The following is a 26906-nucleotide window of genomic DNA, read 5'->3' on the forward strand; positions in this document are numbered from 1 at the left end:
GTGGCGGCGGCCACGGTTTCGCCGAAAATGGCCGACAACGGCGCTGGCTTAGGAGGAGCCGCCGGCCAGGCGCTGGATCAAGCGCGCGATGTCGTTATACGTCGAGAAGATCATCAGCGTGCCGACCATGGCGAGGCCCAGTCGGAAAGCCACTTCCTGAGCGCGATCGTTGAGCGCGCGGCCGCGAATCGCCTCGATGCCGAAAAACAGCAGATGGCCGCCATCGAGCAGCGGGACCGGCAACAGGTTCAACAGGCCGATGGAGACGGACAGGATAGCGATCAGGTTGAGGAAGGGCCCCAACCCGACCTTCGGCGCAGCCTGGGCCATATGGCCCGAAATCTGCGCAATGCCGATCGGGCCGGAAAGCTGATCCGCGCGCTCCCGCCCGGTCATCAAGCCGCCGATGTAAACGCCCGTGCGGCGGACGATCTGCCAGGTCTCGTCCACGGCCGCCCCGACCGACGCCACCGGCCCGTAGCGCTCCTCGTGCATGTCCGCCGGCGAGGTCGACGCCTTGAGGCCGAGCATGCCGATTCGAACCTTCCCGGCCGCGCTCTCGACGTCCTTCAGCGCGGGCGTGGCCTCGATCGTCACGTCCCGCTCGCCCCGGCGCACGACGAAAACCAGCTTCGTCTCGGCGGAGCTCGCAACGATTTCCTGCATCTTCGCGAAGGTCGGAATCGCGACGCCGTCGATCGACAGCACGAGATCGCCCGTCTGGAAGCCAGCGCTCTCACCGGCGCCGCCCGCCACCAGCGAGCCGACGCGGGGGGCGAGCGTGATCCGGCCGTAAATCGAGAACATGCCGGTGAAAATCACGATCGCCAGAATGAAGTTTGCGAAGGGCCCGGCGAAAACGATCGCCGAACGCTTCCAGACAGGCTGCGCGGCGAACGTCACTGCGCGCTCAGCCGCCGGCATGGCCTCGACCGACTCAGCGTCGGGACCGCTCGCGGCATTGGCGTCGCCATGGAATTTGACGTAGCCGCCGAGGGGAATGGCGGCGACGCGCCAGCGCGTGCCGCGCCGGTCGACGCGTGCGAAAAGCTCCGGCCCAAAGCCGATCGAGAAGGCGTCGACCTGCACGCCGCACCAGCGGCCGACGATGAAATGGCCGAATTCGTGGATGAAAACGACGATGCTCAGAACAAAGACGAAGGGGATGACGTAGGTTGCAAAAGTCATCAGCATGTCTAGCACTCGTCGCCTCCAACGCTTCACGCCGCGGGCCGCAGCGTGGTTACTGAAGGGTTAACATGCCCGATGGCGTGTCAACGGCCAAGGCCCGCCGCGATCTTTCTCTGACAATATGGTCAACGCCGAGCGCTTCTTCCACGCTTGCCGGCTCCTGCGCATAGCCGTCACGAAGCGCCGCCTCACAAGCCTCCGCCACATGTTTGGCGATGCCGGAGAAGGGGATGCGCCGATCGAGGAACGCCGCGACGGCGATTTCGTTGGCCGCGTTCAAGACTGTGGCGAGGCCCCCGCCCTGACCCAGGGCGTCGAGGGCCAGCTTCAAGGCCGGGAAGCGCTCGAAATCCGGGGCCTCGAAGGTCAGCGAGCCGATCTGCGCGAAATCGAGCCGCCGCGCCGGCGTCGTCAGCCGTTCGGGAAAAGCCAGGCAATGGGCGATCGGCACGCGCATGTCCGGCGGGGCCAGACCGGCGGTGACGGAGCCGTCGGAGAAGGTGACGAGGCCATGCACGATCGACTGCGGATGCACCACGACTTCGAGCTTTTCGGCCGACACGCCAAAAAGATGATGCGCTTCAATGAGCTCCAGGCCTTTATTCATCAGCCCGGCCGAATCGACCGTCACCTTGGGGCCCATCGCCCAATTGGGGTGATTGAGCGCCTCGTCGACGGTCGCGGCGGCGATGCGCTCCTTGCTCCAGGTCCTGAACGGGCCGCCGGAGGCCGTGACGATCATGCGCTCGATGCGGGCGGGGTCCTCGCCGCCGAGGGCCTGGAAAATCGCATTATGCTCGCTGTCCACGGGCAGCAGATGCGCCCCCATGCGGCGCGCCGTGCGCATGAAGGGGGCGCCCGCGCAAACCAGACATTCCTTGTTTGCGAGCGCCACCGCCCGCCCCAGCGAAATCGCCGCATGGGTCGGCTCCACGCCCGCCGCGCCGACAATGGCGGAAACTACCAGATCGGCGTCACGGACGGCCGCCTCGATCACGGCGTCGCGACCCGCGGCGACCTGAATATTCGTGCCGGACAGCGCCTCCTTGAGCGCCACATATGCGCTTTCGTCGCGGATCGCCGCGAATTCCGCTTTGGTGCGGCGCGCCACGTCCGCAAGCGCCGCCGCATCGCGTCCGCCCGCCACCGCGGAGACCGAAAAGCGATCGGGATCGCGCTCCAGAAGATCCACAGTGGACCGGCCGATCGATCCAGTCGCGCCGAGAAGAACGATGCGGCGCGGGGGCCGCGCGCGCCCGTTCGCCTTTGCCTTGTTCAAACCCATGCTCTCGTCACCAGAAAAACAGATTGTGGTTGGGATTGCCGCCCGCCACGCCGATCGCCGCGGCCAGGACGCAGGCGAAAATGAAGCCGTCCAGACGGTCCATCACGCCGCCATGGCCGGGAATGATCCGGCTCGAATCCTTCACGCCGAAGCGGCGCTTGACCGAAGACTCGAACAAGTCCCCCATTTGCGACACGGCCGCCGCCAGCAGCGCGACCAAAAAGGTCTTTGCGCCTGCAAGCGCCGGGCCGCCGCCGAAATAGGCGGTCGCGAGCCCTAAGGCCGCCCCGCTGAGAACGCCCGTAATCGTGCCGGACCAGGTCTTCCCGGCGGAGACGCGCGGCCAGAGCTTCGGCCCGCCGATCAACCTGCCGCCGAAATAGGCAAAGATGTCCGTGCCCCACACAATGGCGAAGAGGAAGGCGATGGCGAGGATCCCATGGTCGGGCGATTGCCTCAACCAGCAGACCGAGAAGATCGGGGCGCTGGCGTAGGCGACGCCCGCGGCTGCCCAGAGCCGCCGCTCCGGTCCCGCCAGACTCGCCGCCACGGCGGCAAGAACGGCGATGGTCAGGGCCGCGACGCCGACGAGGCCCGTCTGCCCCAGGGCTGCGGCGGCCGCCACCGCCGCGCCGCCCGCCGCGACGCGCCACCGCCGCCGATCGCCGCCGACAAGGCCTTGCCATTCCCAGTTGATCGCAAATCCCGCCAGAATCCAAAAGAGGGCGAAGACGTCTCCACCCAGGTAGAGCGTCAGCAGCGCCGCCCCGACCATCACGACGGCGGACAGGACGCGCGGGCCGAGATCAGCGAAGCCGCCGCTCCCAGCGCCCGCGCTCTTCGGCGTGGCGCTCACTTAAGCTTGCCTCCTCATGACGCGGTCTTGGCGCTGCGCGGGGCCTCGACCCGCCCGAAGCGTCTCTCGCGATGCGCATATTCCTCGAGCGCCGCGACCATGGCCGCGCGGTCGAAGTCCGGCCAGAGGATCGGCAGAAATACGAATTCGGCGTAAGCCGCCTGCCAGAGCAGGAAATTGGACAGACGCTGCTCGCCGGAGGTGCGGATGATGACGTCGGGGTCGGGGATGTCGGCTGTGTCGAGCTGCGCGGAAATCGCGTCGGCGTCGATCTCCTGCGGCGACAGACGCCCCTCCGCCACCATCTGTGCGAGCGCGCGCGCCGCAGCGGCGATCTCCTGACGCGCGCCATAGTTAAAGGCGACGACGAGCGTCAAGCCGGTGTTGGCCTCGGTGACCTGCTCGGCCTCCTTCAGGAGGTCGGCGATCTCGGGCGCGAGATCGTCGCGCGCGCCAATGACCCGCACGCGCACGTTGTTTGCGTGCAGTTCCGCCAGATCGTTGCGGATGAAGCGATGCAGCAGGCCGAGCAGGCTCTGCACCTCCTCGCGCGGCCGCGACCAGTTTTCGGCCGAAAAGGAATAGACGGTCAGGTAGGAAATCTCGAGATCGATCGCGGCGCGCACCGCCCGCCGCAGCGCCTCGACCCCGCGTCGATGGCCCTCGAAGCGCGGCAGGCCGCGGGCGGCGGCCCAGCGGCCGTTCCCGTCCATGATCAGCGCGACATGCCGCGGCGCCGCCGGAACGCCGAGAGACGTCGCCGCCATGTCGAGAATCTCGCCTTCCGCCATCCTCACGTTCCAGTTCGTCGGAGAAATCCTAACAGAGACCCAGGCTTGACCCCAATGGTCCCAAGTCCGAGCCGCCGCTCAGACCTGCATGATTTCCTTTTCCTTCGTCGCCAGCGCGGCGTCGATCTCCTTCACCGCCTCGTCCGTCGCCTTCTGCACTTCGGTCTCGTGCCGCTTCTCGTCATCCTCCGGGATGGCGTGATCCTTCAGGAGCTTCTTGAGGATATCGAGACCGTCGCGACGCACGTGACGCACGGCGACGCGGGCCTCCTCGGCGTATTTATGGGCGACCTTGACCAGTTCCTTGCGGCGCTGCTCGTTGAGCTCCGGCATGCGGATACGCAATATCTGGCCCTCGACGGTCGGCTGCAGACCCAAATTGGCCTCGCGAATCGCCTTGTCGACGGCGATGACCAGCGCCTTGTCCCACACCTGCACCGAGATCATGCGCGGCTCCGGGACGCTGACGGTGGCGACCTGGTTGAGGGGAGAAACCTGGCCGTAAGCGTCGACATGGACCGGGTCGAGCAGGCTCGCCGAGGCGCGACCCGTGCGCAGGCCGCCGAATTCGTGTTTCAGCGTCGCGATGGCGCCCTGCATGCGGCGCTTCAAATCCGCGAGGTGGAATTTATCCGTCATGATCTCCCCAAACCTGTCTTACGCTCCCGGCGACGCAACGCGCACGGGGGCGGTCTTTTTTGCGACCCGAGCCCGCGGGAGGCCGGGATGCGCGAAGCAAGGGCCCCTTATGGCATGTTTTTAGAACCGACGCGCGTGGAAAGCGTCCTGGCCCTATGGCGCGACGAGGGTGGATCGCCCACCCCCGGATAGAACCGAGGCGATAGCCCCGGGCTCCCCAATGGAAAAAACAATGATCGGAATCCGGTTGTCCCGCGCCAGCGCGAAAGCCGCCGTGTCCATCACCGCGAGATTTTGCGCGATGGCCTCGTCGTGGGTCAAGCGATCGTAACGTCGCGCTGAAGGGTCGCGTTTGGGATCGGCCGTATAGACCCCGTCGACCTGGGTCGCCTTCAGCACCGCATCGGCGGAAAGCTCCGCCGCGCGCAGCACGGCGCCCGTGTCGGTCGTGAAGAAGGGATTGCCGGTGCCGCCCGCCGCGATCACGACCCGGCCCTTGGCGAGATGGTGCAGCGCGGCGCGGCGCGAGAACGATTCGCACAACGAGGGCATGGGCACCGCCGAGAGGCAACGCGCCGGACGCCCCTGCCCTTCCACGGCCTGTTCCAGCGCAAGACCGTTCATGACCGTCGCGAGCATGCCGATCGAATCGGCGCGCGCGCGCTCGATTCCGGTTTCCGCGCCTTTGATTCCACGGAAGAAATTGCCGCCCCCGACGACGACCGCGATCTCGTGCCCGTTCTCCGAGGCGGTGGCGAGATCCCTGGCGATCTGTTCCAGCGTAACGGCGTCCAGCCCATGGGGAGAGGAGCCCTGAAGCGCCTCCCCCGAAAGCTTCACGACCACGCGTTTGTATCGCTTCGAAGCGTAGTCGGGCATGGCGGATCTCGCTGTCTTGCTCGGGCGGGGCGCGCTTTACATACGAACCGAGCGCCGCCTTCGCAAGTGCGTGAGCAGCGCTCACGGTCCGGTCTCGCCGCCCGTCGCGCCGAAGACCTGGCCGGTTGCGTAACTCGATTCCGCCGACGCCAGCAGCACGTAAAGCGGCGCGATTTCCGCCGGCTGGCCGGGGCGCCCGAGCGGCGTGTCGCCGCCGAATTCGGTCAGATGCTCCTGCGTCTGTCCGCCCGACGGCTGCAGCGGCGTCCAGAACGGGCCGGGCGCGACGGCGTTGACGCGAATGCCCTTCGAGGCGAGCTGCTTGGCGAGACCCCAGGTGAAATTCAGGATGCCGGCCTTGGTCACCGCATAATCGAGCAGATGCTGCGAGGGCTGGTAGGCGGTGATCGAGGTCGTGTTGATGATGGTCGAGCCGGGCGGCATGTGCGGGATCGCGGCCTTGGTGATCCAGAACAGCGCGTAGAGATTGGTGCGGAAGGTCCAGTCGAGGTCTTCCGTGGTGATTTCGAGGATGGACTCATGCACATGCTGGCGCGCGGCGTTGTTGACGAGAAGGTCGAGCCCGCCGAACTCGGCCACGGCGTCCTCGACCAGCCGCTTGCAGAAGGTCTCGTCGCGTATGTCGCCGGGAAGCGCCGCCGCCTTGCAGCCGGCGTCATTTATGAGCTCGACGACCTCGCGCGCGTCCTCCTCCTCCTCGGGCAGGTAATTAATGGCGACGTCCGCTCCCTCGCGGGCGAAGGCGATCGCCGCGGCGCGCCCGATCCCCGAATCGCCGCCGGTGATCAACGCCCGGCGGCCGGCGAGCCGGTCCGAGCCGCGATAGCTCATCTCGCCGTGATCGGGGCGCGGACGCATCTTGCAGGCAAGGCCCGGCCAGGGCTGCGGCTGCTTGTCGAAGGGCGGCTTGGGATAAAGCTCGCGCGGATCGCGCAGACCATCTCCCTGCGTCATGCCCGGCGCGACCGGCTCGCTCTCGATGCCGTTGACCGACACATTCTCCCGGATGGTTTCTTCGATTGGATGTTCATGCGCAGGCATCGCAACCCTCCCGGCGCCCCGCCAATCGGCGAAACGCGGGGGAATCGGGATTGTTTCAGGATGCTCGGCCGCGGGCCCGGCGGAAACGAAGGAAATGAATCGTCCCGCCCGCTCAGTTGCTGATCGGATTGCGAGGCGGCCTCGTGCTTCGCACGCGCGCGGCGCGCGCGGCTGGATAAGGCCTCAGTGAGCGCCGCAAAAATGAAAAGCCCCTCCTGCCGAGGAGCCGCCGAAGGCGGCGTCTCGAAGCATGAGGGGCATGAATGCCTGGTTTTTGGCGCGGCGGAGGCGTGAGCGCCCCGGCCTGCCCGCGGGGCCTTAGCCCTTCGCCGCCGCGGCCACTTCCGCCGCGAAGTCGCTCGTCTGCTTCTCGATGCCCTCGCCGAGCGCGTAGCGGATGAAGCCCTTGATGGCGATCGGCGCGCCGGCCTTGCCCTCGAGCTCCTTCACCGCCTGCGCGACGGTCTTGCCGTTGTGCTCCGGGTGGTTGGAGACCTGATCGAGCAGGCAGACTTCCTTGGCGAAGGTCTTCACGCCCGACTCGACGATCTTGGCCAGCACGTTCTCCGGCTTGCCGGCGTTCTTCTCCCGCAGCAGATTGGCCTCGCGCTCGACCACGGCCGGGTCGAGGCCCGACGCGTCCATCGCCTGCGGATTGGCCGAGGCGACATGCATCGCGATCTCGCGGGCGAGCTTGGCGAGAACTTCCTTGTCACCCGTAGACTCCAGCGCGACGATGACGGCGATCTTCCCCTGGCCGTCGACGACCTGGCCGTGCACATAGCGGCCGACGACGCCGTCGCCGACCGTGAGCGCGGCTGCGCGGCGCAGCGTGAGATTCTCGCCAATGGTGGCGACGGCGCTGGTGACGTTCTCGGCGACCGTGCCGCCGCCCGGATAGGCCTGCGCGCCGAGGTCCGCGGCGTCAGCCTTGCCGCTCTTCAGCGCGACTTCGGCGATGTTCTTAACGAGCGTCTGGAAGTCGGCGTTGCGCGACACGAAGTCGGTCTCGGAGTTCACCTCGACGACGACGCCGGTCTTGTCCCCGGTCAGCGCGGCGACCAGGCCTTCGGCGGCGACGCGATCGGCCTTCTTGGCGGCCTTGGAGAGACCCTTCTTGCGCAGCCAGTCGACCGCAGCCTCGAATTCGCCTTCGGTCGCGGTGAGCGCGGCCTTGCAATCCATCATGCCGGCGCCAGTGCTCTCGCGCAGTTCCTTGACGAGGGCGGCGGTGATCGTGGCCATGGTTGAAATCCTTCTGTTTCGCCGGTTGGAAGCATGCGGGCGGCTTCCCGGCTCTCTGGGGCGTTTATTGCGACGGGCGCCGGCTCAGGAAAGAGCCGGCGCCCGGGGTAAAGCCAAAAAATGACGGTCCGCGTTACGCGGACAAAAGCGCGCGCGCCTGATCGACCCAGCCGTCGCGGGAGATGCGGCCGTTGAGCTTGAGATCGGCGTCGACCTTCTCGACGTCGGCGGGCGTCATCGCGGCGATCTGCCAGTAATGGAAGACGCCGGCGTCATTGAGCTTCTTGACGAGCTGCGGACCGACGCCATTCAGCTTGGCGAGATCGTCGGGCGCGCCGCGCGGGGCGGCGAGAAGCTCGAAGGCTTCCGTCGACTCATAAGCCGCGCCGGCGCCAGCGCTGTCGGCGACCGCGGGCTCGGCTTCCGGCGCTTCGGCCTCGCCGAGGTCGACGCCCAGCGCGCCCTGGCTGCGGGAGATGCCGTCGATCGCCGCCTTGGCGATGAGATCGCAGTAAAGCGCAATGGCGCGGCCGGCGTCGTCATTGCCGGGGATCGGGAAGGTCACGCCGTCGGGATCGCAGTTGGTGTCGAGAATCGCCACGACCGGGATCTTGAGGCGGTTGGCCTCCTTGATCGCGAGCTGCTCCTTGTTGGTGTCGATGACGAAGATCAGGTCGGGCGTGCCGCCCATGTCCTTGATGCCGCCCAGCGCCTTTTCGAGCTTCTCGCGCTCGCGCGTCAGCAGCAGGCGTTCCTTCTTCGTGACGCCCTGGGCGCCGGCCGAGAGCTGGTCGTCGAGCTTGCGAAGACGGTTGATGGAGCCGGAAATCGTCTTCCAGTTGGTCAGCGTGCCGCCGAGCCAGCGGGAATTGATGTAATATTGCGCGCTGCGCTTGGCGGCGTCGGCGATCTGGTCCTGCGCCTGGCGCTTGGTGCCGACGAAGAGCACGCGGCCGCCCTTGGCCACCGTGTCGGAGACGACCTTCAGCGCCTGATGCAGCAGCGGCACCGTCTGGGCGAGGTCGATGATGTGGATGTTGTTGCGCGCGCCGAAGATATAAGGGGCCATCTTCGGGTTCCAGCGATGCGCCTGGTGGCCGAAATGAGCGCCCGCCTCGAGAAGGCCGCGCATGGAAAAATCGGGAATCGCCATGTTTTTTCTCCGGTTGAGCCTCGGCGAAAGCTTGGACGGGCCGGAAATCCGACCACCGGAAACGACGTCTTGGATCAGACGCCGTGAGACTTTCGCCTGTGGGATGCGCGCGCTTATAGGCGAAGCGCAGCCAAGGAGCAATAGCCTCGTCGCGCCGGTTGCGCGCCGACCCCCGCGCGCGCCCGAGCAGCCCGCCGGGAAAGGACCCGTGAGGGCGAAAACTTTAAATTTTGCGACGCAAAAATTATTTCCTCCGCGACCTGTTGTCGCAGTCTAATGCCATGAACTTATTGGCTTATATGGCAATTTTGAACCCTTAAAAACCGGTTTTACAGGCGCATTGCCAAGCGTTTTGAATCGAGCTAGGGTTACCTCGATGCGGCAAGCATTCTGGTAAAAAAACAACAGGGGGAAAACGCATGGCCGTCAACGTTCACAACTCCGGCGACATTGGCAAGATGCTGATCTGGGTTGCCGCTTTCGTCGGCTTCGTCATCGTCGCTCTCACGTGGGTTCCGGACTGGATCTCCCCCGAGGGCACCAACGGTACGGGCAACGGCACCGATCCGGGCGTCGGCCGCACCGTTCGCATGGTTCAGTAATCATACCCCTGCCATGGACTTGCCGGGGGCTTCGCTCCCGGTCTCGTCTTTGCAGGGTCGGCCATATTCTATGTGGTCGAGCAAATGGGAGCCGACGGTCTCGACAAGCTCGAGCGTCGGCCTCCTTTTTTGAGCGGCGCGACGCCATGCGCACGCGCCTGTCGGACTAAAACTCGATCCCCGCCTGCGCCTTCACGCCCGCCGAGAAATGATGTTTCACCAGCGTCATTTCTGTCACCAGGTCGGCGGCCGCGATCAGTTCCGGCTTGGCGTTTCTTCCTGTGACGACGACATGAAGGTCGGCGCGTCGCGACCCGAGTCGGGAGAGAACCTCTTCGAGCGGGAGATGGTCGTAGCGCAGCGAAATATTCAGCTCGTCGAGCACCAGCAGGCGGACGTCGGGGTCATCCATCAATTCGCAGGCCTTGTCCCAGGCGCGGCGCGCGGCCGCTTCGTCGCGAGCGCGGTCCTGCGTCTCCCAGGTGAAGCCCTCGCCCAGCGTATGCCAGGACACCGGGCCGAGCTTTTCGAGCATCTCGCGCTCGCCGCTGCGCCACTGGCCCTTGCCGAACTGCACGACGCCCACTTTCCAGCCGTGGCCAAGCGCCCGTAAGGCAAGACCAAAGGCCGCAGTCGATTTTCCCTTGCCCGGTCCGGTGTGGACCATGAGCAGGCCCTGTTGCGCGATGGTCTTGCCGGCGACCTCGGCGTCCTGCACGGCCTTGCGCTTTTCCATCTTGGCGCGGTGGCGGCGCGCGGCGTCGTTTTCCTCTTCCGTCAAGCCGGACTCCTCATTTGACGTCTACAGAACCAACGCATATGACTGGTCGCGACGGTCCTTCGCAAGAAGGCGAACAGGGAACGCGGTGCGGGCACGCCCCAAAACCGCGGCTGCCCCCGCAACTGTAACCGGGAAGGCTGCGCCATCGGCCACTGAGCGAAAGGCTTGGGAAGGCGGCGCGGATGATGCACCGGAAGCCAGGAGACCTGCCGTCGCGGCGATGCTTCATCGCCTGTCGCAACATTTCGCCGCCGGTGGGGCGGCAGGGAGACGTCGCATGACGACCAACACCGCCGCCGTCCGCTCGCTTGCAACCTCGCGCGCGGAAGTTCTCAAAGCCGCCTTCGTCGCCTTTGTGCTTGGCGTCGGCCTCGTCTACGGCGCCGGCTTCGCCAATTCCCAGAGCGTTCACGACGCGGCGCATGATTCGCGCCACGCGCTCTCTTTCCCGTGTCACTGATCGCCGCGCCACGCGACCCGTGATCGCGCGCCTTCTGGCGGCCGGCCTCGTCGCCGGCGTTGTTGCGGGACTCGCTGTCGCGGCCCTGCAGCATGTCACCACCACTCCCCTCATCCTCGCCGCCGAGGTCTATGAGGCGGCGCAGCATGCGCGTGACGCCGCCGAACAGTCGGCGCCCGCTTTCGAGGGCCTGCGGCGCACCGCGGCGACGAGCGTTGCAACCGTCGCCGTCTGCATCGGCTATGCGCTGATCCTGCTCGCCGGCATGCTGGCGTCGGGCGATGCGATCGGCCCGCGCCGCGCCGCGCTGTGGGGCGCCTGCGCTTTCGCGGCCACTGGCCTCGCCACCAGCCTCGGCCTCGCGCCGCAGCTTCCCGGCGCGGCGGAGACCGATCTTGTGGGCCGTCAGCTTTGGTGGTTCGCCACGGCCGTTTCGACGGCGTCGGGCCTTTATGCGCTTTTACGGGGAGACTCCGTCGTCGCCCGAGCGCTCGGCGTCGCGATGCTCGTCGCCCCGCATTTTTTCTGGCCGACGCCGGCGGCGCCCGAAAGCACGGTTCCGGCTGAACTCGCCGCGCGTTTCGCCGCCGCGTCGCTCGCAGTGCAGGCGACATGCTGGGTGCTCGCCGGCGCGCTCGCCGGCCTCGTCTGGCGGCTCTCGTCACGCGATGAAACGGAGGCGGCATGAGCGCGCAGAAAATCCCAGCGACCATCGTCACCGGCTTTCTGGGCGCCGGCAAGACCACGCTGATCCGTCACGTGCTGGAGAACGCCCGCGACCGTCGTCTCGCCCTCGTCATCAATGAATTCGGCGACGTCGGCGTCGACGGCGACATTCTGCGCGCCTGCGGCGTCGAGAATTGCCCCGACGAAAATATCGTCGAACTCGCCAATGGCTGCCTGTGCTGCACGGTGGCGGACGATTTCGTGCCGGCCATCGAAGCGATGCTCGCGCATGAAAAGCGGCCCGATCACATTATCATCGAGACGTCCGGCCTCGCTTTGCCCAAGCCGCTGGTAAAGGCCTTCGAGTGGCCGGCGATCCGCTCGAGGCTGACCGTCGACGGCGTGATCGCCGTCATTGACGGCAAGGCGGTGGCGGAAGGCCGCTTCGCCGACGATCTTGACGCGATCGCCGAGGAACGCGCCGCGATCGAGACGATCGACCACGACAATCCGCTCGAAGAGGTGTTCGAGGATCAGCTTGCCTGCGCCGATCTCGTCATCCTCAACAAGACCGATCTGCTCGACGAAGATGAAGCGCGCGAGGTGGCCGCGCGTCTCACGTCGGGCGCGCGCGCGGCGGTGAAACTCGTGCGCGCGCATGAAGGCAGGGTCGATCCGCTCGTGCTGCTCGGACTTGCTGCGGCGGCGGAAAATGATCTCGACAATCGCCCCTCGCATCACGACGCCGAGCCCGATCACGATCACGACGACTTCGACAGCTTCGTCGTGAGCCTGCCCGCCGCGTCCGACGCGGCTGCGCTTGTTGCGAAACTCGCAGACGTCGCGCGCGCCCACGACGTGCTGCGCATCAAGGGCTTTGTCGAGGTCGCCGGCAAGCCGATGCGGCTGCTCGTGCAGGGCGTCGGCGCGCGCATCCAGCACCATTTCGATCGCGCCTGGAATCCGGGCGAAGAGCGCGCGAGCCGGCTCGTCGTGATCGGCCAGAAGGGTCTCGATCGCGACGCCATCGCCGCCGCGCTGGCCCAGCCGTGACGCGCCATGCATCTCCTTCCGCGCGATCTTCATAGCCTCGACGACGCCGGCGCGGCGACGGATCTCAAGCAAACGCCGGGCGACATTGTCTTTCTGTCTTTCTCCGACTCGGAGCTGCGCCTCGTCGCCCGCCTGCATGACGAGGCGCGCGAGAGGCTTGCGAGCCTGCGCTGCGCCCAGCTCGCGCAGCTGACGCATCCCTATTCCGTCGATCTCTATCTCGACTCCGTCGCGCGCCATGCGAAGCTCATCGTCGTGCGGCTCTTGGGCGGCAAGGATTATTGGGCCTATGGCGTCGAGCAGGTCGCGGCGCTCGCCCGCGCCCATGACGTGGCGCTCGCAGTCGTGCCGGGCGATACGGTCGCCGACATGCGGCTTGCGCAGGCGTCGACGCTCGACGCGGCGGCGCTGCATCGCATCTGGCGCTTTTTCCAGGAGGGGGGGCGAGACAATCTGCGTTCGTTCCTCGCCTACGCGTCGACCCTCGCGGGGCGTCCGGCCGCCTGGCGTGAAAGCGCGCCTGTATCCAGCGCGGGCCGCTTCGACGCCGCCTGTTTCAGCGCCGCGGGCGATGCGCCGCGCGCGACGATCGTGTTCTACCGTTCGCTCTATCTCGCGGACGATGTCGCGCCCATCGAGGCGCTGGCCGAGGCTTTAGGCGCCCGCGGCTTTGCCGTCGACGCGCTTTATGTGGCGAGCCTCAAGGAAAGCGAAAGCGAGGCTTTCGTCGCGCAATCGCTCGATCGTTTTGCGCCCGACGTTATTGTCAACGCCACCGCCTTCTCCGCGCGGCGTGACGGCGGTTGCGTGCTCGATCGCGCCGACGCGCCGGTCTTGCAGGTCGCTTTGGCGACCTCGACGCGCGCCGCCTGGGCGGCCTCCGCGCGTGGCGCCAATGGCGCCGATCTCGCGATGAACGTCGTCTTGCCGGAAGTCGACGGCCGCATCTTCACGCGCGCCATCTCCTTCAAGGAGACCGCCGCGCGCGGCGCCGCCGAGCTCGCCGAACCGCGCCACGCGCCGGAGCTTTCGCGCATCGCTTTCGTCGCCGATCTCACGGCGAATTTGGCGCGCCTGCGCCGCAAGCCGAACGGCGAGAAAAGCATCGCGCTGATCCTTTCGGATTACCCCGCGCGCCGTGGACGAGGCGGCTATGCGATCGGATTGGACGCCGAGGCGAGCGTTGCGGAGATTGTCGAGGCGCTGAAGGAAGCGGGTTACTCGGTCGGCCCTCCCCTCCACCAAGCAAACGAGGCCGCTCACCTTTCTCCCGCTCGACTCATTCGCGCGCTGGAGGAAGGCGCGGAAAGCGTCGACTTTGCGCTCGTCGATTACACGCGCCTGCTCACGGCCCTCCCCGATAATTTTGTTGCCGGCGTCAATGAAACATGGGGCGCGCCGCAAGACGATCCGGCTATTGAAGACGGCGCCTTTCGCTTCTCCTGCCTTACAGCCGGCAATCTCGTCGTCGCCCTGCAGCCGGACCGCGGCGCGCGCGCGGAGCGATACGAAACCTATCATGACATGCAGCGCCCGCCGCGCCATGCCTATGTCGCCTTCTATCTCTGGCTGCGTCATGTTCGTCGGATGGACGCGCTCATTCATCTCGGCGCGCATGGCACGCTGGAGTGGCTGCCCGGCAAATCGGTGATGTTGTCGCCGGACTGCGCGCCCGAGGTCGTCTTGGGGCCGACGCCGCTCATCTACCCCTTTATCGTCAACGACCCGGGCGAAGCCGCGCAAGCGAAGCGACGGACGAGCGCCGTCGTCATCGGCCATCTGACGCCGCCGCTCGTGCAAGCCGAAGTCTACGACAAGGCGCAACGAATAGAGACGCTGCTCGACGAATATGCGGCGGCTGCGTCGCTCGATCCGCGGCGCGCCAGGCTGATCGCGGAGGCCATCGTCGACGAAGCCGAGCGCAGCGGACTCGCGCAAGAATGCGGCGCGACGCGCGAGACCGACCTTGCGGAGACGCTGGCGCGTCTCGACGCCTGGATGTGCGACCTCAAGGAGCTGCGCATCGGCGACGGGCTGCATGTCTTCGGGCGCGCCCACGCCGACCCGGCGCGCAACGCCTGCGCCGCATCGGAGCGCCGTGCGCTGATCGCCGCGCTCGCGGGCCGTTTCGTGGAGCCCGGACCCGCCGGCGCGCCCTCGCGCGGCCGCGCCGACGTGATGCCCACGGGCCGCAATCTCTATTGCATCGACCCCCGCCATGCGCCGACGCAGACGGCCTATGACATCGGCCGCCGCGCCGCTCGGGAAATCATGACGAACCATGCGCAGACTCATGGCGAGTTCCCGCGCGCGATCATGCTCGATCTCTGGGGCAGCGCCGCCATTCGCACGGGTGGCGAGGATTTCGCGCAGGCGCTGGCGCTGATGGGCGTCGCGCCGCGCTGGGACGACGCCAGCGCGCGCGTCATCGGTTTCGAAATCCTGCCGCAGGCCAAGCTCGACTTTCCGCGCGTCGACGTGACCCTGCATGTCTCCGGCCTGTTCCGCGACATGTTTCCCGGGCTCATCGCGCTCTTCGACGACGCCGTGCGCGCCGTCGCCGCGCTGGACGAAGACGCAGACTTCAATCCGTTGAAAGAAGCATCCGACCTTGCCCGCATTTTCGGCGCGGCGCAGGGAAGCTACGGGCTCGGCGTGAGCGACAAGGTCGTGCGCGGCGAATGGGGCTCGCGCGACGATCTCGCGCAGGCCTTTCTTTCCGCTGGCGGCCACGCGCTCGACCGCAACGGCGAAAGCGCGCCGGCGCGCGACGCCTTCAGCGCGCAGGTGGCGCGCGCCGACGCGCATGTGCATGTGCAGGATATGGCCGAAGTCGACGTGCTGACCGGCCCCGCCTTCGTCGACTATGAAGGCGGCTTCGCCGCGGCGAACAAAATGCTCGGCGGCGACGCCGCTCTGGTGCATCTCGACGCGACGCGACCCGACGCCTTGCGCGCAAGGCCGCTCAAGGACGAGGTCGCGCGCGTGCTGCGCATGCGGCTTGCGAACCCACGCTGGCTCGACGGCCAGATGCGTCACGGCCATCGCGGCGGCGCTGAGATCGCCGAGGCGATTGACAATCTTTACGCCTTCGCGGCGACGAGCGGGCTTGTCAGCGACGCGCAATTCGAGCTCGCATTCTCAGCCACGCTCGGCGACGAAAACGTGCGCGATTTTCTTGGCCGAGAGAACCCGCGCGCGCTGGAGGCGATCGCGCGCGTATTCAGCGACGCGCTGGCGCGTCAACTTTGGCGCACGCGCCGCAACAGCGTGCAGGATGTGCTGGCCGATATCGGAGGCGCCGATGTCGGGCGCGCCTGAAATCAAGGGCCGGCGCCCCGGCGCCCCAGAAGTGAAAGGCTGGTGTCCGGGCGCGTACGCCCCGATGCAGAGCAACGACGGCTTGCTGATGCGCGCCAAAATCGTCGGCTCGCGCATCGCCGCGGCCCAAATCGAGGCCCTGGCCGAGATCGCATCCGCTTGCGGCAATGGCCTCATCGATTTGTCGCAACGCGCGCAATTGCAGCTGCGCGGCGTGAGCGAAGCCACGCTCGGCGATGCGCTGCAGCGTCTCGACGCCGCCGGCCTGCTCGCGCCCGACGCTGACGCTGAACGCGTGACAAATATTGTCGCCGCTCCGCTCGCCGGCCTCGGCGTGGGCGCCTTCGACGCCAATGCGCTCGCGGCCGAACTGGCGCAAGGGCTGCAAGCGGATGCGTCGCTGCGCGCGCTCCCGCCGAAATTCCTCTTTGCCATCGACGACGGCGGTCCCCCGCCGCTGGACGACGTGGAAGCGGACATCCGCATCGAGGCGGCGCAAGGAGACAGAGTCGCCGTCAGCCTGGCCGGCGGCGACGATCGCGCCGCCGTTCTCGATCCGGCCGAAGCCGTTCCCGCCGCGCTCAGCCTCGCCCGGGCTTTTGTAGGGCTGCGCGATGGCGCGTTCGAGCTGCGCCGCATGCGCCGCCTCGTCGCCCGCCTCGGCGTGGACGCTGTGATGAATAAGGCGGAGATAATAGCCGAAGCTTACGTGCGACCCAGGCAAGCGGCGCCGGCCGCCTTTCTCGGCGCCGTCGGAACCAGCGTCTGCTATGCGGGCGTCGCCGCGCCGTTCGGCCGCTGGACGGCTGCGGAGCTTTTGCGCCTCGCGGCGCTGGCGCGAGAACACGGTTCTTCGGAGCTCCGCCTCACGCCCTGGCGCGCCTTTCTTATTCCAACGGAGACGCGCGAAGCGGCGCAGCGCATCGTCGCCGAGGCCGCCGCGCGGGGCCTCATCGTCTCGTCGGATGACCCGCGGCTCGCCGTCGTCGCCTGCCCCGGCGCGCCGGAATGTCCGCAGGCGCAGGGCGAGACGCGCGCGCATCTTGCGCGCCTTGCGCCACTCGCGCAAAAGCTTGCAGGGACGGATGGCGTCGGGCTCCATCTTTCCGGCTGCGCCAAAGGCTGCGCACGGCCGAAAAGCGCGCCCGTCACGCTCATCGCCAGCAACGGCCTTTTCGACCTTGTCGAAAACGGCGGCGCCGGCGACGCTGCGCATCTGAAGGGGCTGACGATCGACGCCCTGGAAAGCGCGCTCGCCGCGCGCACAAAGGAAAAGCTATGTCCGACGCCCTGACCTACATCCGCGACGGCGCGGCGATCTACGAGCGCTCCTTCGCAATCATTCGCAGCGAGGCCAATCTCGCGCGCTTTACGCAAGAGCAGGAAAAAGTCGCCGTGCGCATGATCCACGCCTGCGGCATGGTTGAGCTCGCCGACGACATCGAATTTTCGCCGACCTTCGTTGCAGACGCCAAAGCCGCCCTTCGCCGTGGCGCGCCCATTCTTTGCGACGCCAATATGGTTGCCCATGGCGTCACGCGCGCGCGATTGCCGGCGCAAAATCCGGTTGTCTGCACGCTGGCCGAGCCCGATGTCGCAACGATCGCCGCCGAGCTCGGCAATACGCGCAGCGCCGCCGCCATGGAGCTGTGGCGCAATCGACTCGACGGCGCCGTCGTTGCGATCGGCAATGCGCCGACGGCGCTGTTTCGCCTGCTCGAGATGCTCGACGAAGGCGCCGGGCTTCCCGCGGCGGTGATCGGCATGCCGGTCGGCTTCGTCGGCGCCGCGGAATCGAAAGAGGCGCTCGCCGCCGACGGGCGCGTCCCTTACGCGATCGTCAAGGGCCGCAAAGGCGGCAGCGCCATGGCTGCGGCGGCCATCAACGCGCTGGCGAGCGAGAAGGAATGAACGCTCTGCCCGCAAGATCGCAGGAGCGCGCCGTGACGCTCGGCGCGCTGATCGGCGTCGGGCTTGGTCCCGGCGACCCCGAACTCGTGACCGTCAAGGCGGCGCGCCTCATCGGCGAAGCCAAGATCATCGCCTATTTCGCCAAGCGCGGCCGCGCGAGCCACGCGCGCGGCATTGCAGAGCGCTACTTTCCGAAGGTCCGCGAAGAACTGCCGCTTCTCTATCCCGTCACGACTGAAATCCCGTTCGACGATCCGGCCTATGTCGCCGCGCTCGCGGGGTTTTACGAGGAAAGCGCCGCGCGCATCTGCGCCCATCTCGAACAGGGACAGGACGTCACGCTGCTGTGCGAAGGCGATCCGCTGTTCTACGGCTCCTTCATGCATATGTTCACGCGGCTCGAGCCGCGCTTCCGCGTCGATATCTGCGCCGGCGTTTCCGGCATGTCGGGCTGCTTCGCGGCGGCGCGACAGCCCATGACATGGGGAGACGACATTCTTACCGTTCTGCCCGCGACGCTCGACGAAGACACGCTCGCCGCGCGTCTCGCCGGAACCGACGCCGCCGTGGTGATGAAACTCGGCGGCAATTTCGCAAAACTCCGCCGCGCCATGCAGCGCGCCGGCGTGTTGTCGCGGGCGATCTATGTCGAGCGTGGCGCGATGGCCGGCGAGAAAATCATGCCGATGAGCGAGAAGCTGGATGACGCGGCGCCCTATTTCTCCATGGCGCTTGTGCCGGGACAGGGCCGTCGTCCGTGAGCGGCCGTCTTTACATCGTTGGGCTCGGGCCGGCGGATGAACGCTGGCTGACCCTCGAAGCGCGCGAAGCGCTCGTCGAGGCGCAGGACATTATCGGCTACGAACCTTATGTCGCGCGCGTGCCCCTGCGTGAAGGCCAGACCCGGCTCGCAAGCGACAATCGCGTCGAGCTCGACCGCGCGCGCGAGGCGCTGACGCGCGCGCAGGGCGGACGCATCGTCGCCGTCGTGTCGGGCGGAGACCCCGGCGTCTTCGCCATGGCGGCGGCGGTTTTCGAAGCGGTCGATCACGGCCCGCAGGAATGGCGCGATCTCGACATCCGCGTGCTCCCCGGCGTCTCCGCCATGCAGGCCGCGGCAGCGCGGCTCGGCGCGCCGCTCGGGCACGACTTCTGCGCGATATCGCTTTCGGATAATCTCAAACCCTGGGATGTGATCGAGAAGCGGTTGGAACATGCGGCGCGCGGCGATTTCGTCATCGCTTTATACAATCCGGCTTCCCGCGCCCGCCCGACGCGCATCGCCGACGCTTTTGCGCTGCTTCGGCGCTTTCTTCCCGGCGAGACTTTCGTTGGCCTCGCCAAATCCGTGGGCCGGGAAAAGGAAGAAATCATCCTGACGCAACTCGACGGCGTCGACCCTGCGCAGGTCGACATGGCGACGCTCGTCGTCATCGGCGCAAGCGGCACGCGTCGCATTGCGCGCCGCGGCGCCCGCGATTGGGTCTATAGTTCGCGGAAGGCGCTCTAGAATGGAGAAATGGCTCTCCATCATCGGCATCGGCGAAGCAGGGATCGAGTCGCTGCCGCCTGCCGCGCGCGCGCTCATCGCCAATGCGAGGCTGATCATCGGCGGCGCAAGACATCTTGCGCTCATAGGCGACGCGGCGGCGGAAAAGCTGAGCTGGCCCTCTCCGCTCACGGACGCCCTGCCGCGCCTTCTGGCCGAGCGCGGCAGCCCGACGGTCGTGCTCGCCTCGGGCGATCCCTTCTTCTACGGCGTCGGCGATCTCATCAGCCGGCATGTGTCGCGCGAGGAAATCTTCGTCATCCCTTCGCCGTCCGCTTTTTCGCTCGCCGCCGCGCGGCTCGGTTGGAGTCAGCAGGATTGCGCTTTGCTGTCCCTGCATGGGCGCGCTTTCGAGCGTCTCACGCCGCATTTGCAGCCGCACGCGCGCCTCCTTGCGCTCTCATGGGACGAGACGACGCCGGCGCGTATCGCCCAACGCCTCACCGCAAACGGCATGGGCGCGTCGCGGCTGATCGTGCTCGAACGCCTCGGCGGCCCGAAAGAACGCATCCACGAGACGCGCGCTGACGCGTTTTGTCTTGACGACGTCGCCGCGCTCAACACAGTCGCGATCGAGATCGTTGCTGATCCAAGCGCGCGCATGATCCCACGCGCGCCCGGTCTGCCCGACGACTGGTTCGAAAATGATGGCCAGCTCACCAAGCGTGAAATTCGCGCCGTTACGCTCTCGGCGCTCGCGCCGCGCAAGGGTGAAACCTTATGGGACGTCGGCGCGGGCTCGGGCTCGATCTCGATCGAGTGGATGCTGAGCGATCCCAGCAATCGCGCCGTCGCCATCGAGCGTGATGCGCTGCGCGCGGCGCGCATTGCGCGAAACGCCCTCGCGCTCGGAACTCCCGATCTTGAAATCGTCACGGGCGCAGCGCCTCAGGCGTTGCTTGATCTGCAAGCCCCTGACGCCATTTTCATCGGCGGCGGCGCGAATGCCGAAACGCTGGAGGCGGCCTGGCGCGCGCTGCCCGCTCACGGCCGCATCGTCGTCAACGCGGTCACGCTCGAAACGCAGACGCTGCTGACGCAAGCCTTCGAAGAAAAAGGCGGCGACCTCACACATCTGCAAATCTCGCGCGCCCGCCCGGTCGGGCGCTTTCACGCGCTCGATCCCGCCATGGCGGTGCTGCAATGGCGCGGAGTGAAAGCGTGAGCGCACGTTACGCCGCCGGCATTGGCGCCCGCCGAGGCGTGGCGGCGGAAGCCGTCGTGGATCTCGTGCGCGAGGTCGCTTCCCGCCATGGCGCGCCGCTCTCGTCGCTGACGCTGTTCACGCTCGAAAGCAAGGCCGACGAAGCCGGGCTGCGCCAAGCGGCGGAGACGCTCGGCGTCAAACTTCTTTTCCTGCCGCTTGAAGCGCTCAAGGCGCGAAAGGGCGCGGCCCCGACTCACTCGCCGCGCGTGCAGGCCATGTTCGGCGTGGGCAGCGTCGCCGAAGCCGCCGCGCTCGTGGGCGCGGGACCCGGAAGCCGATTGCTCGCGCCCCGCGTTGCGACGCCTTACGTGGCCTGCGCGCTGGCGATCGGCGCAGAGGAATCAGAATGACCGTACATTTCATCGGCGCCGGCCCCGGCGCGCCCGATCTGCTGACGCTGCGCGGCCGCGATCTCATTGCGCGCTGCCCCGTGTGTCTATACGCCGGCTCTCTCGTACCGGCAGGGGTCCTCGCGCATTGTCCGCCAAACGCGCGCATCGTCGACACGGCGCCGCTATCGCTCGACGACATCCTGACCGAAATGCAGGCCGCCGATGAGAAGGGCCTCGACGTCGCCCGCCTGCATTCGGGGGATCTCTCCATCTGGAGCGCGGTCGGCGAACAGACCCGCCGCCTGCGCGCCCTCGGCATTCCCTACACGATGACGCCGGGTGTCCCCGCCTTCGCCGCCGCCGCCGCCGCGCTGCAACGCGAGCTCACCCTGCCCGAGGTCGCGCAGTCGCTCGTCCTGACGCGCACCTCGGGGCGCGCCTCCGCCATGCCTGAGCGGGAAACGCTCCCGATCTTCGCCCAGTCGGGCGCGACGCTCGCGATCCATCTCTCCATCCATGTGCTGGCGCGCGTCGTCGAAGAGCTGACGCCCTTCTACGGCCCCGAATGCCCCGTGGCCCTCGTCTATCGCGCCTCCTGGCCGGATGAGACGATCGTGCGCGGCACGCTCGCGGACATCGAGACGCTCGCCGCCCGAGCGCCGATGGCGCGTACGGCGCTGATCCTTGTCGGCCCCTCTCTCGGCGCGGAAGATTTCCGCGAAAGCGCGCTCTATGATGCGAACTACGATCGGCGCTTCCGGCCGCGAGGAGAGCGGTGACGGCGCCCGGCCTGCTCGTCGCAGCGGCGCGGTCGAGCTCCGGCAAGACGACGCTGGCGCTCGGGCTCATGCGGGCGTTGGCGCGGCGCGGCCTGCGCGTCAGCGCCGTCAAATGCGGCCCCGACTATATCGACCCCGCCTTCCACGCCGCGGCGACTGGGCGCGACAGCCTCAACCTCGATTCCTGGGCCATGGCCCCCGGCGCGATCGCCGCATTGGCCGAGCTTGCCAGCGCCGACGCCGACATCATCATCGCCGAAGGCGCGATGGGGCTGTTCGACGGGGCGCCGGGCGGCGCGGCGGGAGTCGGCGCGAGCGCCGATATCGCCGCCCTGCTGGGCTGGCCCGTTCTGCTCGCGCAGGACGTTTCCGGACAGGCGCAGACGGCGGCGGCCGTCATTCGCGGCCTCGCGTCCCACGATCCGCGGCTGACGATTGCGGGCGTCGTCGCCAATCGCGTTGGCAGCGAGCGCCATCTTCGGCTCGTCGCCGACGCGGTCGCGGCGTTGGGCTTGCCGTTTTTCGGCGCGCTGCCCCGGGACGAAACGGTCCGTCTCCCCGAGCGGCATCTCGGCCTTGTACAGGCCAATGAGACCGAGGGCCTCGACGGACGGCTGAATGCGCTTGCGGATTTCGTCGAGAGGCGTCTCGACATCGAGGGAATCGCGCAAGCTGCCCGCGCCGGCCGCGTCTCGCCCGCGCCCGCTTTTGCGATAAAGCCCCCGGCGCAACGAATCGCCGTCGCCCGCGACGACGCCTTTTCCTTTTTCTACCCCCATCACGCGCGGGGCTGGCGCGCGGCTGGCGCTGAACTTCTTCCCTTCTCGCCGCTGGCCGACGAAGCGCCGCCCCCGGATTGCGATCTCTGCTGGCTGCCCGGCGGATATCCGGAACTTCACGCGGGGCGGCTGGCGCAATCCCGCAACTTCCTCTCGGGCCTACGTCATTTCGCCAAGACGCGGCCGATACATGGGGAATGCGGGGGGTTCATGGTTCTCGGCCGCTCCCTGATCGACGCCAAGGGCGCGGCCCATGAGATGGCGGGCCTCCTGGATCTCGAGACCAGTTTCGCCACGCGCAAGCTGCATCTCGGTTACCGGCAGGCCGAACTCGCCGCCGACCACTTCCTGGGAAAAAAGGGCGCGAGCTTCCGGGGCCACGAATTTCACTACGCCACAGTCGTGAGACAATCGGGCGAGCCCTTCGTTCTGGCCAGGGACGCGTACGGCGAAACGGACAAAACCGAGGGCCTGCGGACCGGCGCCGTTTCGGGCTCCTTCTTCCACCTCATTGCGTAAGACAAAAAAAAGGGGCCGCCGGAAGACCAGCGGCCCAAGTCAAGGGAGGAAACGCCCAAGGAGGGCTACGGAGCGAGACCAATCTCGCTGCGTAACCATATTCATAATGCTGCATCGCACAAGTGTCAAGAAAAAATTGCTGCAATGCAATCGCACGCCTGAAGGCCCTGCTTCTGGCTCGCGCTTGGCTTCAGATTTATTGGGGATTAGGACGTCTTGGATGCGGGGGCAGGATTTGAACCTGCGACCTTCAGGTTATGAGCCTGACGAGCTACCGGGCTGCTCCACCCCGCGCCGAGACGCTAAAAAGCGCCGCTTTTGGGCGGCGCTATGTGTGTGATCGGAAGAGGAAGGTTGATGTGTTTGGCAGGCCTGGCGACGACCTACTCTCCCAGGTCTTGAGACATAGTACCATTGGCGCTGAAGCGTTTGACGGCCGAGTTCGGGATGGGATCGGGTCTGATCGCTTCGCCGAAGGCCACCAGGCCGGCGAAACACATCGAAGCAAATGGTCGTTCTATTTTGGATGGGCGTTGATAAATGAGAGCGATCAAGCCAATCGAGCTATTAGTACCGGTAAGCTACGCGCGTCGCCGCGCTTCCACACCCGGCCTATCAACGTGGTCGTCTTCCACGGCTCTCGAGGGAGAACTCGTTTTGAGGTGGGTTTCCCGCTTAGATGCATTCAGCGGTTATCCCGTCCATACATAGCTACCCTGCACTGCGGCTGGCGCCACAACAGGTCCACCAGAGGTATGTTCATCCCGGTCCTCTCGTACTAGGGACAAATCCTCTCAATTCTCCTACACCCACGGCAGATAGGGACCGAACTGTCTCACGACGTTCTGAACCCAGCTCACGTACCACTTTAATCGGCGAACAGCCGAACCCTTGGGACCTTCTCCAGCCCCAGGATGTGATGAGCCGACATCGAGGTGCCAAACAACCCCGTCGATATGGACTCTTGGGGGTTATCAGCCTGTTATCCCCGGCGTACCTTTTATCCGTTGAGCGATGGCCCTTCCACGAGGGACCACCGGATCACTATGACCGACTTTCGTCTCTGCTCGACTTGTCTGTCTCGCAGTCAGGCAGGCTTATGCCATTGCACTCGACGAGCGATTTCCGACCGCTCTGAGCCCACCATCGCGCGCCTCCGTTACTCTTTGGGAGGCGACCGCCCCAGTCAAACTGCCTACCATGCATTGTCCCGGCCCCGGATGACGGAGCGCGGTTAGACATCCATGACGATAAGGGTGGTATTTCAAGGGTGGCTCCACACGAGCTGGCGCCCATGCTTCAAAGCCTACCACCTATCCTACACATGCCGACACGAATGCCAATGCAAAGTTACAGTAAAGGTGCACGGGGTCTTTCCGTCTGACCGCAGGAACCCCGCATCTTCACGGGGAATTCAATTTCACTGAGCTGACGTTGGAGACAGCGGGGAAGTCATTACGCCATTCGTGCAGGTCGGAACTTACCCGACAAGGAATTTCGCTACCTTAGGACCGTTATATTTACGGCCGCCGTTTACCGGGGCTTCAATTCAAGGCTTGCACCTCTCCTCTTAACCTTCCGGCACCGGGCAGGCGTCAGACCCTATACGTCATCTTGCGATTTCGCAGAGCCCTGTGTTTTTGTTAAACAGTTGCCACCCCCTGGTCTGTGCCCCTCCGATCTGGTTGCCCAAACCGAAGGCCTCCTTATCCCGAAGTTACGGAGGTAAATTGCCGAGTTCCTTCAACGTCATTCTCTCAAGCGCCTTGGTATGCTCTACCAGTCCACCTGTGTCGGTTTCGGGTACGGTCTGATGTGGAGGCTATTTCCTGGCGCCGCTAGGCCGCCCGAACAATCCAGTAAGTTCGAACGACTTCCGCAACGCGTCACCATCCACTGGCTCACGAATATTAACGTGATTCCCATCGACTACGCCTTTCGGCCTCGCCTTAGGGACCGGCTAACCCTGCGAAGATTAACTTTACGCAGGAACCCTTGGACTTTCGGCGACACTGTCTTTCACAGTGTTTCTCGTTACTCATGTCAGCATTCGCACTTCCGATACCTCCAGAGCGCCTCACGGCTACTCCTTCAACGGCTTACGGAACGCTCCGCTACCGCTCATCCTTGCGGATGAACCCAAAGCTTCGGCTCGTGGCTTGAGCCCCGTTACATCTTCGGCGCGAGAACCCTTATTTAGACCAGTGAGCTGTTACGCTTTCTTTAAAGGATGGCTGCTTCTAAGCCAACCTCCTGGTTGTTTTGGGATTCTTACATCCTTTCCCACTTAGCCACGAATTGGGGGCCTTAGCTGTTGGTCTGGGTTGTTTCCCTCTCCACGATGGACGTTAGCACCCACCGTGTGTCTCCCGCATAGTTCTTCCAGGTATTCGGAGTTTGGTTGGGTTTGGTAAGTCTGTGGGACCCCCTAGCCCATCCAGTGCTCTACCCCCTGGAGAATACATGCGAGGCGCTACCTAAATAGCTTTCGCGGAGAACCAGCTATTTCCGAGTTTGGTTGGCCTTTCACCCCTAACCACAAGTCATCCGAGTCTATTTCAACAGACACCGGTTCGGTCCTCCAGTGCGTGTTACCGCACCTTCAACCTGCTCATGGCTAGATCACTCGGTTTCGGGTCTAAAGCAACGAACTGAACGCCCTGTTCAGACTCGCTTTCGCTGCGCCTACGCCTACCGGCTTAAGCTTGCTCGTTACTTTAAGTCGCTGACCCATTATACAAAAGGTACGCCGTCACCCTTGCGGGCTCCGACTGTTTGTAGGTATCCGGTTTCAGGGACTGTTTCACTCCCCTCGTCGGGGTGCTTTTCACCTTTCCCTCACGGTACTTGTTCACTATCGGTCGCTGAGGAGTACTTAGGCTTGGAGAGTGGTCTCCCCATGTTCAGACAGGATTGCACGTGTCCCGCCCTACTCGTATCCCATAGCCTTCGAAATCCCTACGGGGCTGTCACCCACTATGGCCCGACTTTCCAGTCGGTTCGAGTTAAAAGACTATGAGCATTGGCCTGGTCCGCGTTCGCTCGCCACTACTAACGGAGTCTCGTTGATGTCCTTTCCTCCGGTTACTTAGATGTTTCAGTTCACCGGGTTCGCTTTTATGACCTATGGATTCAGTCATAAATACCTTCTCATGATCTCTGTTAGTCCAAAGACATTGTGTTTTTGCGCCGCAAGCGGCGCGCCCCTCGCATGGGCTCGGCGTCGCAGTCGCTCCTGGCGTCGCTGCGCGACGCTAAGAAACAAAGCCCGCCGTTCCTCATCAAGGAACACAATGACGTTGATCCGACGCTGTGCGCGCAGATCAAACTCTTCGGAATAACAGAGATCGAAGGTGGGTTTCCCCATTCGGAAATCCGCGGATCAAAGGTTGTTCGCACCTCCCCACGGCTTATCGCAGCGTACCACGTCCTTCATCGCCTCTCAGCGCCAAGGCATCCACCGAATACCCTTAAGGCACTTGATCGCTCTCATTATCGACGCCCACCCCTCGGCAGAGGTTCGCATGGCAAGCCATGCGTGGGTTCGATAGAAAGACCATTTGCTTCGAACATATCCGAGAGCGTCGCGGTCAAGCCACGCTCACAACTGGCGGCCCGTCTTCTCAAGCGTTGCGAAGCCCGATCAAGCCGCACGAATGCAGACAATCAAACCTCCGCTCGATAAACGATCGGATATGTTTCCTCTTCACGATGACAGACAGCAACGCATCGGGCCTTTCGGCGCGCAATGCGAATTCGGTTTCTCCAAGGTTCTTCGAGCCGAACGCCCCTCATCGGCGATCGCGCCGTCTGGTGGAGCCAGACGGGATCGAACCGACGACCTCA

23 protein-coding genes, 2 tRNA genes, 2 rRNA genes and 1 riboswitch (1 of these 28 running past the window's edge) are annotated in these 26906 nt (G+C 65.6%); of the genes, 13 read left to right on the plus strand and 14 right to left on the minus strand.

What is annotated here, in order from left to right:
* Positions 1-48: 48 nt before the first annotated feature.
* The 9 genes from RVU70_RS01175 to RVU70_RS01215 all read right to left on the minus strand — a co-directional run bounded on the left by RVU70_RS01175 (position 49) and on the right by RVU70_RS01215 (position 9101).
* On the minus strand, positions 49-1188 hold the full coding sequence (locus RVU70_RS01175; RefSeq protein ID WP_363351163.1) for an RIP metalloprotease: 1140 nt from the start codon (positions 1186-1188) through the stop codon (positions 49-51).
* Between the two features lie 55 nt (positions 1189-1243).
* Positions 1244-2476, minus strand: coding sequence for a 1-deoxy-D-xylulose-5-phosphate reductoisomerase (gene dxr, locus RVU70_RS01180; RefSeq protein ID WP_363349279.1), 1233 nt, complete (start codon positions 2474-2476; stop codon positions 1244-1246).
* A gap of 7 nt (positions 2477-2483) precedes the next feature.
* A complete protein-coding gene (locus tag RVU70_RS01185) occupies positions 2484-3332 on the minus strand; it encodes a CDP-archaeol synthase (protein WP_363349280.1) in 849 nt (282 codons plus the stop codon).
* A gap of 14 nt (positions 3333-3346) precedes the next feature.
* On the minus strand, positions 3347-4123 hold the full coding sequence (locus tag RVU70_RS01190; protein WP_363349281.1) for an isoprenyl transferase: 777 nt from the start codon (positions 4121-4123) through the stop codon (positions 3347-3349).
* Between the two features lie 78 nt (positions 4124-4201).
* The gene (frr, locus tag RVU70_RS01195) at positions 4202-4762 is read right to left on the minus strand and encodes a ribosome recycling factor (RefSeq protein ID WP_363349282.1); all 561 of its coding nucleotides are present in this window, start codon (positions 4760-4762) and stop codon (positions 4202-4204) included.
* 153 nt (positions 4763-4915) lie between these two features.
* Positions 4916-5641 (minus strand): UMP kinase, encoded by a 726-nt coding sequence (pyrH, locus tag RVU70_RS01200; protein ID WP_363349283.1) that lies wholly within the window; start codon positions 5639-5641, stop codon positions 4916-4918.
* 81 nt (positions 5642-5722) lie between these two features.
* Positions 5723-6616, minus strand: coding sequence for an SDR family oxidoreductase (locus RVU70_RS01205; protein ID WP_363351165.1), 894 nt, complete (start codon positions 6614-6616; stop codon positions 5723-5725).
* A 405-nt stretch (positions 6617-7021) separates the two neighbouring features.
* Positions 7022-7948 (minus strand): translation elongation factor Ts, encoded by a 927-nt coding sequence (tsf, locus tag RVU70_RS01210; RefSeq protein ID WP_363349284.1) that lies wholly within the window; start codon positions 7946-7948, stop codon positions 7022-7024.
* Between the two features lie 133 nt (positions 7949-8081).
* Positions 8082-9101, minus strand: a complete 1020-nt coding sequence (locus RVU70_RS01215; protein ID WP_363349285.1) for a 30S ribosomal protein S2 — start codon at positions 9099-9101, stop codon at positions 8082-8084.
* A gap of 419 nt (positions 9102-9520) precedes the next feature.
* Here RVU70_RS01215 and RVU70_RS01220 point away from each other — a divergent pair, with 419 nt between their 5' ends.
* A complete protein-coding gene (locus RVU70_RS01220) occupies positions 9521-9703 on the plus strand; it encodes a hypothetical protein (RefSeq protein WP_363349286.1) in 183 nt (60 codons plus the stop codon).
* A gap of 166 nt (positions 9704-9869) precedes the next feature.
* On the opposite strand, the gene cobO is transcribed toward RVU70_RS01220, so the two are convergent.
* The gene (cobO, locus tag RVU70_RS01225) at positions 9870-10484 is read right to left on the minus strand and encodes a cob(I)yrinic acid a,c-diamide adenosyltransferase (RefSeq protein WP_363349287.1); all 615 of its coding nucleotides are present in this window, start codon (positions 10482-10484) and stop codon (positions 9870-9872) included.
* Positions 10485-10519: 35 nt separating this feature from the next.
* Positions 10520-10713, plus strand: a riboswitch (cobalamin riboswitch).
* Between the two features lie 48 nt (positions 10714-10761).
* Between cobO and RVU70_RS01230 the strand changes: the two genes are divergently transcribed.
* Genes RVU70_RS01230 through RVU70_RS01285 form a run of 12 tightly spaced genes read left to right on the plus strand, consistent with a single transcriptional unit; the run spans position 10762 to position 23060 of the window.
* Positions 10762-10944, plus strand: coding sequence for a CbtB-domain containing protein (locus RVU70_RS01230; protein WP_363349288.1), 183 nt, complete (start codon positions 10762-10764; stop codon positions 10942-10944).
* 19 nt (positions 10945-10963) lie between these two features.
* Entirely contained in the window at positions 10964-11632 is a 669-nt protein-coding gene (locus RVU70_RS01235) for a CbtA family protein (protein ID WP_363349289.1), read from the plus strand.
* Entirely contained in the window at positions 11629-12663 is a 1035-nt protein-coding gene (gene cobW / locus RVU70_RS01240) for a cobalamin biosynthesis protein CobW (protein WP_363349290.1), read from the plus strand. The genes RVU70_RS01235 and cobW overlap by 4 nt, the downstream gene beginning before the upstream one ends.
* Before the next feature lie 6 nt (positions 12664-12669).
* Positions 12670-15984 carry a cobaltochelatase subunit CobN gene (gene cobN, locus RVU70_RS01245; protein ID WP_363349291.1) on the plus strand — a complete coding sequence of 1105 codons (3315 nt, stop codon included), beginning with the start codon at positions 12670-12672 and terminating at the stop codon, positions 15982-15984.
* Complete coding sequence (cobG, locus tag RVU70_RS01250) at positions 15968-17278, plus strand: precorrin-3B synthase (RefSeq protein WP_363349292.1); 1311 nt, start codon at positions 15968-15970, stop codon at positions 17276-17278. Before cobN ends, cobG begins: the two co-directional genes overlap by 17 nt.
* Complete coding sequence (locus tag RVU70_RS01255) at positions 17263-17895, plus strand: precorrin-8X methylmutase (protein ID WP_363349293.1); 633 nt, start codon at positions 17263-17265, stop codon at positions 17893-17895. The genes cobG and RVU70_RS01255 overlap by 16 nt, the downstream gene beginning before the upstream one ends.
* The gene (locus RVU70_RS01260; protein ID WP_363349294.1) at positions 17892-18656 is read left to right on the plus strand and encodes a precorrin-2 C(20)-methyltransferase; all 765 of its coding nucleotides are present in this window, start codon (positions 17892-17894) and stop codon (positions 18654-18656) included. The genes RVU70_RS01255 and RVU70_RS01260 overlap by 4 nt, the downstream gene beginning before the upstream one ends.
* Positions 18653-19405 (plus strand): precorrin-3B C(17)-methyltransferase, encoded by a 753-nt coding sequence (gene cobJ, locus RVU70_RS01265; protein WP_363349295.1) that lies wholly within the window; start codon positions 18653-18655, stop codon positions 19403-19405. The genes RVU70_RS01260 and cobJ overlap by 4 nt, the downstream gene beginning before the upstream one ends.
* 1 nt (position 19406) lies before the next feature.
* Positions 19407-20609, plus strand: a complete 1203-nt coding sequence (gene cbiE, locus RVU70_RS01270; protein WP_363351167.1) for a precorrin-6y C5,15-methyltransferase (decarboxylating) subunit CbiE — start codon at positions 19407-19409, stop codon at positions 20607-20609.
* A complete protein-coding gene (locus tag RVU70_RS01275) occupies positions 20606-21001 on the plus strand; it encodes a cobalamin biosynthesis protein (protein ID WP_363349296.1) in 396 nt (131 codons plus the stop codon). The genes cbiE and RVU70_RS01275 overlap by 4 nt, the downstream gene beginning before the upstream one ends.
* Positions 20998-21762: a precorrin-4 C(11)-methyltransferase gene (gene cobM / locus RVU70_RS01280; protein WP_363349297.1), complete on the plus strand. Its 765-nt coding sequence runs from the start codon at positions 20998-21000 to the stop codon at positions 21760-21762. The genes RVU70_RS01275 and cobM overlap by 4 nt, the downstream gene beginning before the upstream one ends.
* Positions 21759-23060, plus strand: a complete 1302-nt coding sequence (locus RVU70_RS01285) for a cobyrinate a,c-diamide synthase (RefSeq protein WP_363349298.1) — start codon at positions 21759-21761, stop codon at positions 23058-23060. Before cobM ends, RVU70_RS01285 begins: the two co-directional genes overlap by 4 nt.
* 217 nt (positions 23061-23277) lie before the next feature.
* Here RVU70_RS01285 and RVU70_RS01290 read toward each other — a convergent pair.
* The 4 genes from RVU70_RS01290 to RVU70_RS01305 form a co-directional block, all read right to left on the minus strand.
* Positions 23278-23354: transfer RNA gene (locus RVU70_RS01290), tRNA-Met, on the minus strand.
* Between the two features lie 76 nt (positions 23355-23430).
* Positions 23431-23546: ribosomal RNA gene (gene rrf / locus RVU70_RS01295) — 5S ribosomal RNA — on the minus strand.
* 60 nt (positions 23547-23606) lie between these two features.
* Positions 23607-26545: ribosomal RNA gene (locus RVU70_RS01300) — 23S ribosomal RNA — on the minus strand.
* A 326-nt stretch (positions 26546-26871) separates the two neighbouring features.
* Positions 26872-26906: transfer RNA gene (locus tag RVU70_RS01305), tRNA-Ala, on the minus strand (it continues 41 nt past the right edge of the window).

Source organism: Methylocystis echinoides (genome assembly GCF_040687965.1).
In the GTDB taxonomy this organism is placed as follows: domain Bacteria; phylum Pseudomonadota; class Alphaproteobacteria; order Rhizobiales; family Beijerinckiaceae; genus Methylocystis; species Methylocystis echinoides_A.

Excerpts from the sequence above, each read along its gene's own strand:
- cobM (WP_363349297.1), top strand. The coding sequence starts at position 20,998 with ATGACCGTACATTTCATCGGCGCCGGCCCCGGCGCGCCCGATCTGCTG.
- RVU70_RS01255 (WP_363349293.1), top strand. The coding sequence starts at position 17,263 with ATGTCCGACGCCCTGACCTACATCCGCGACGGCGCGGCGATCTACGAG.
- RVU70_RS01220 (WP_363349286.1), top strand. The coding sequence starts at position 9,521 with ATGGCCGTCAACGTTCACAACTCCGGCGACATTGGCAAGATGCTGATC.
- RVU70_RS01260 (WP_363349294.1), top strand. The coding sequence starts at position 17,892 with ATGAACGCTCTGCCCGCAAGATCGCAGGAGCGCGCCGTGACGCTCGGC.
- cbiE (WP_363351167.1), top strand. The coding sequence starts at position 19,407 with ATGGAGAAATGGCTCTCCATCATCGGCATCGGCGAAGCAGGGATCGAG.
- RVU70_RS01175 (WP_363351163.1), bottom strand. The coding sequence starts at position 1,188 with ATGACTTTTGCAACCTACGTCATCCCCTTCGTCTTTGTTCTGAGCATC.
- cobN (WP_363349291.1), top strand. The coding sequence starts at position 12,670 with ATGCATCTCCTTCCGCGCGATCTTCATAGCCTCGACGACGCCGGCGCG.
- frr (WP_363349282.1), bottom strand. The coding sequence starts at position 4,762 with ATGACGGATAAATTCCACCTCGCGGATTTGAAGCGCCGCATGCAGGGC.
- pyrH (WP_363349283.1), bottom strand. The coding sequence starts at position 5,641 with ATGCCCGACTACGCTTCGAAGCGATACAAACGCGTGGTCGTGAAGCTT.
- RVU70_RS01215 (WP_363349285.1), bottom strand. The coding sequence starts at position 9,101 with ATGGCGATTCCCGATTTTTCCATGCGCGGCCTTCTCGAGGCGGGCGCT.
- cobW (WP_363349290.1), top strand. The coding sequence starts at position 11,629 with ATGAGCGCGCAGAAAATCCCAGCGACCATCGTCACCGGCTTTCTGGGC.
- tsf (WP_363349284.1), bottom strand. The coding sequence starts at position 7,948 with ATGGCCACGATCACCGCCGCCCTCGTCAAGGAACTGCGCGAGAGCACT.
- cobG (WP_363349292.1), top strand. The coding sequence starts at position 15,968 with ATGTCGGGCGCGCCTGAAATCAAGGGCCGGCGCCCCGGCGCCCCAGAA.
- dxr (WP_363349279.1), bottom strand. The coding sequence starts at position 2,476 with ATGGGTTTGAACAAGGCAAAGGCGAACGGGCGCGCGCGGCCCCCGCGC.
- RVU70_RS01230 (WP_363349288.1), top strand. The coding sequence starts at position 10,762 with ATGACGACCAACACCGCCGCCGTCCGCTCGCTTGCAACCTCGCGCGCG.
- RVU70_RS01190 (WP_363349281.1), bottom strand. The coding sequence starts at position 4,123 with ATGGCGGAAGGCGAGATTCTCGACATGGCGGCGACGTCTCTCGGCGTT.
- RVU70_RS01205 (WP_363351165.1), bottom strand. The coding sequence starts at position 6,616 with ATGACGCAGGGAGATGGTCTGCGCGATCCGCGCGAGCTTTATCCCAAG.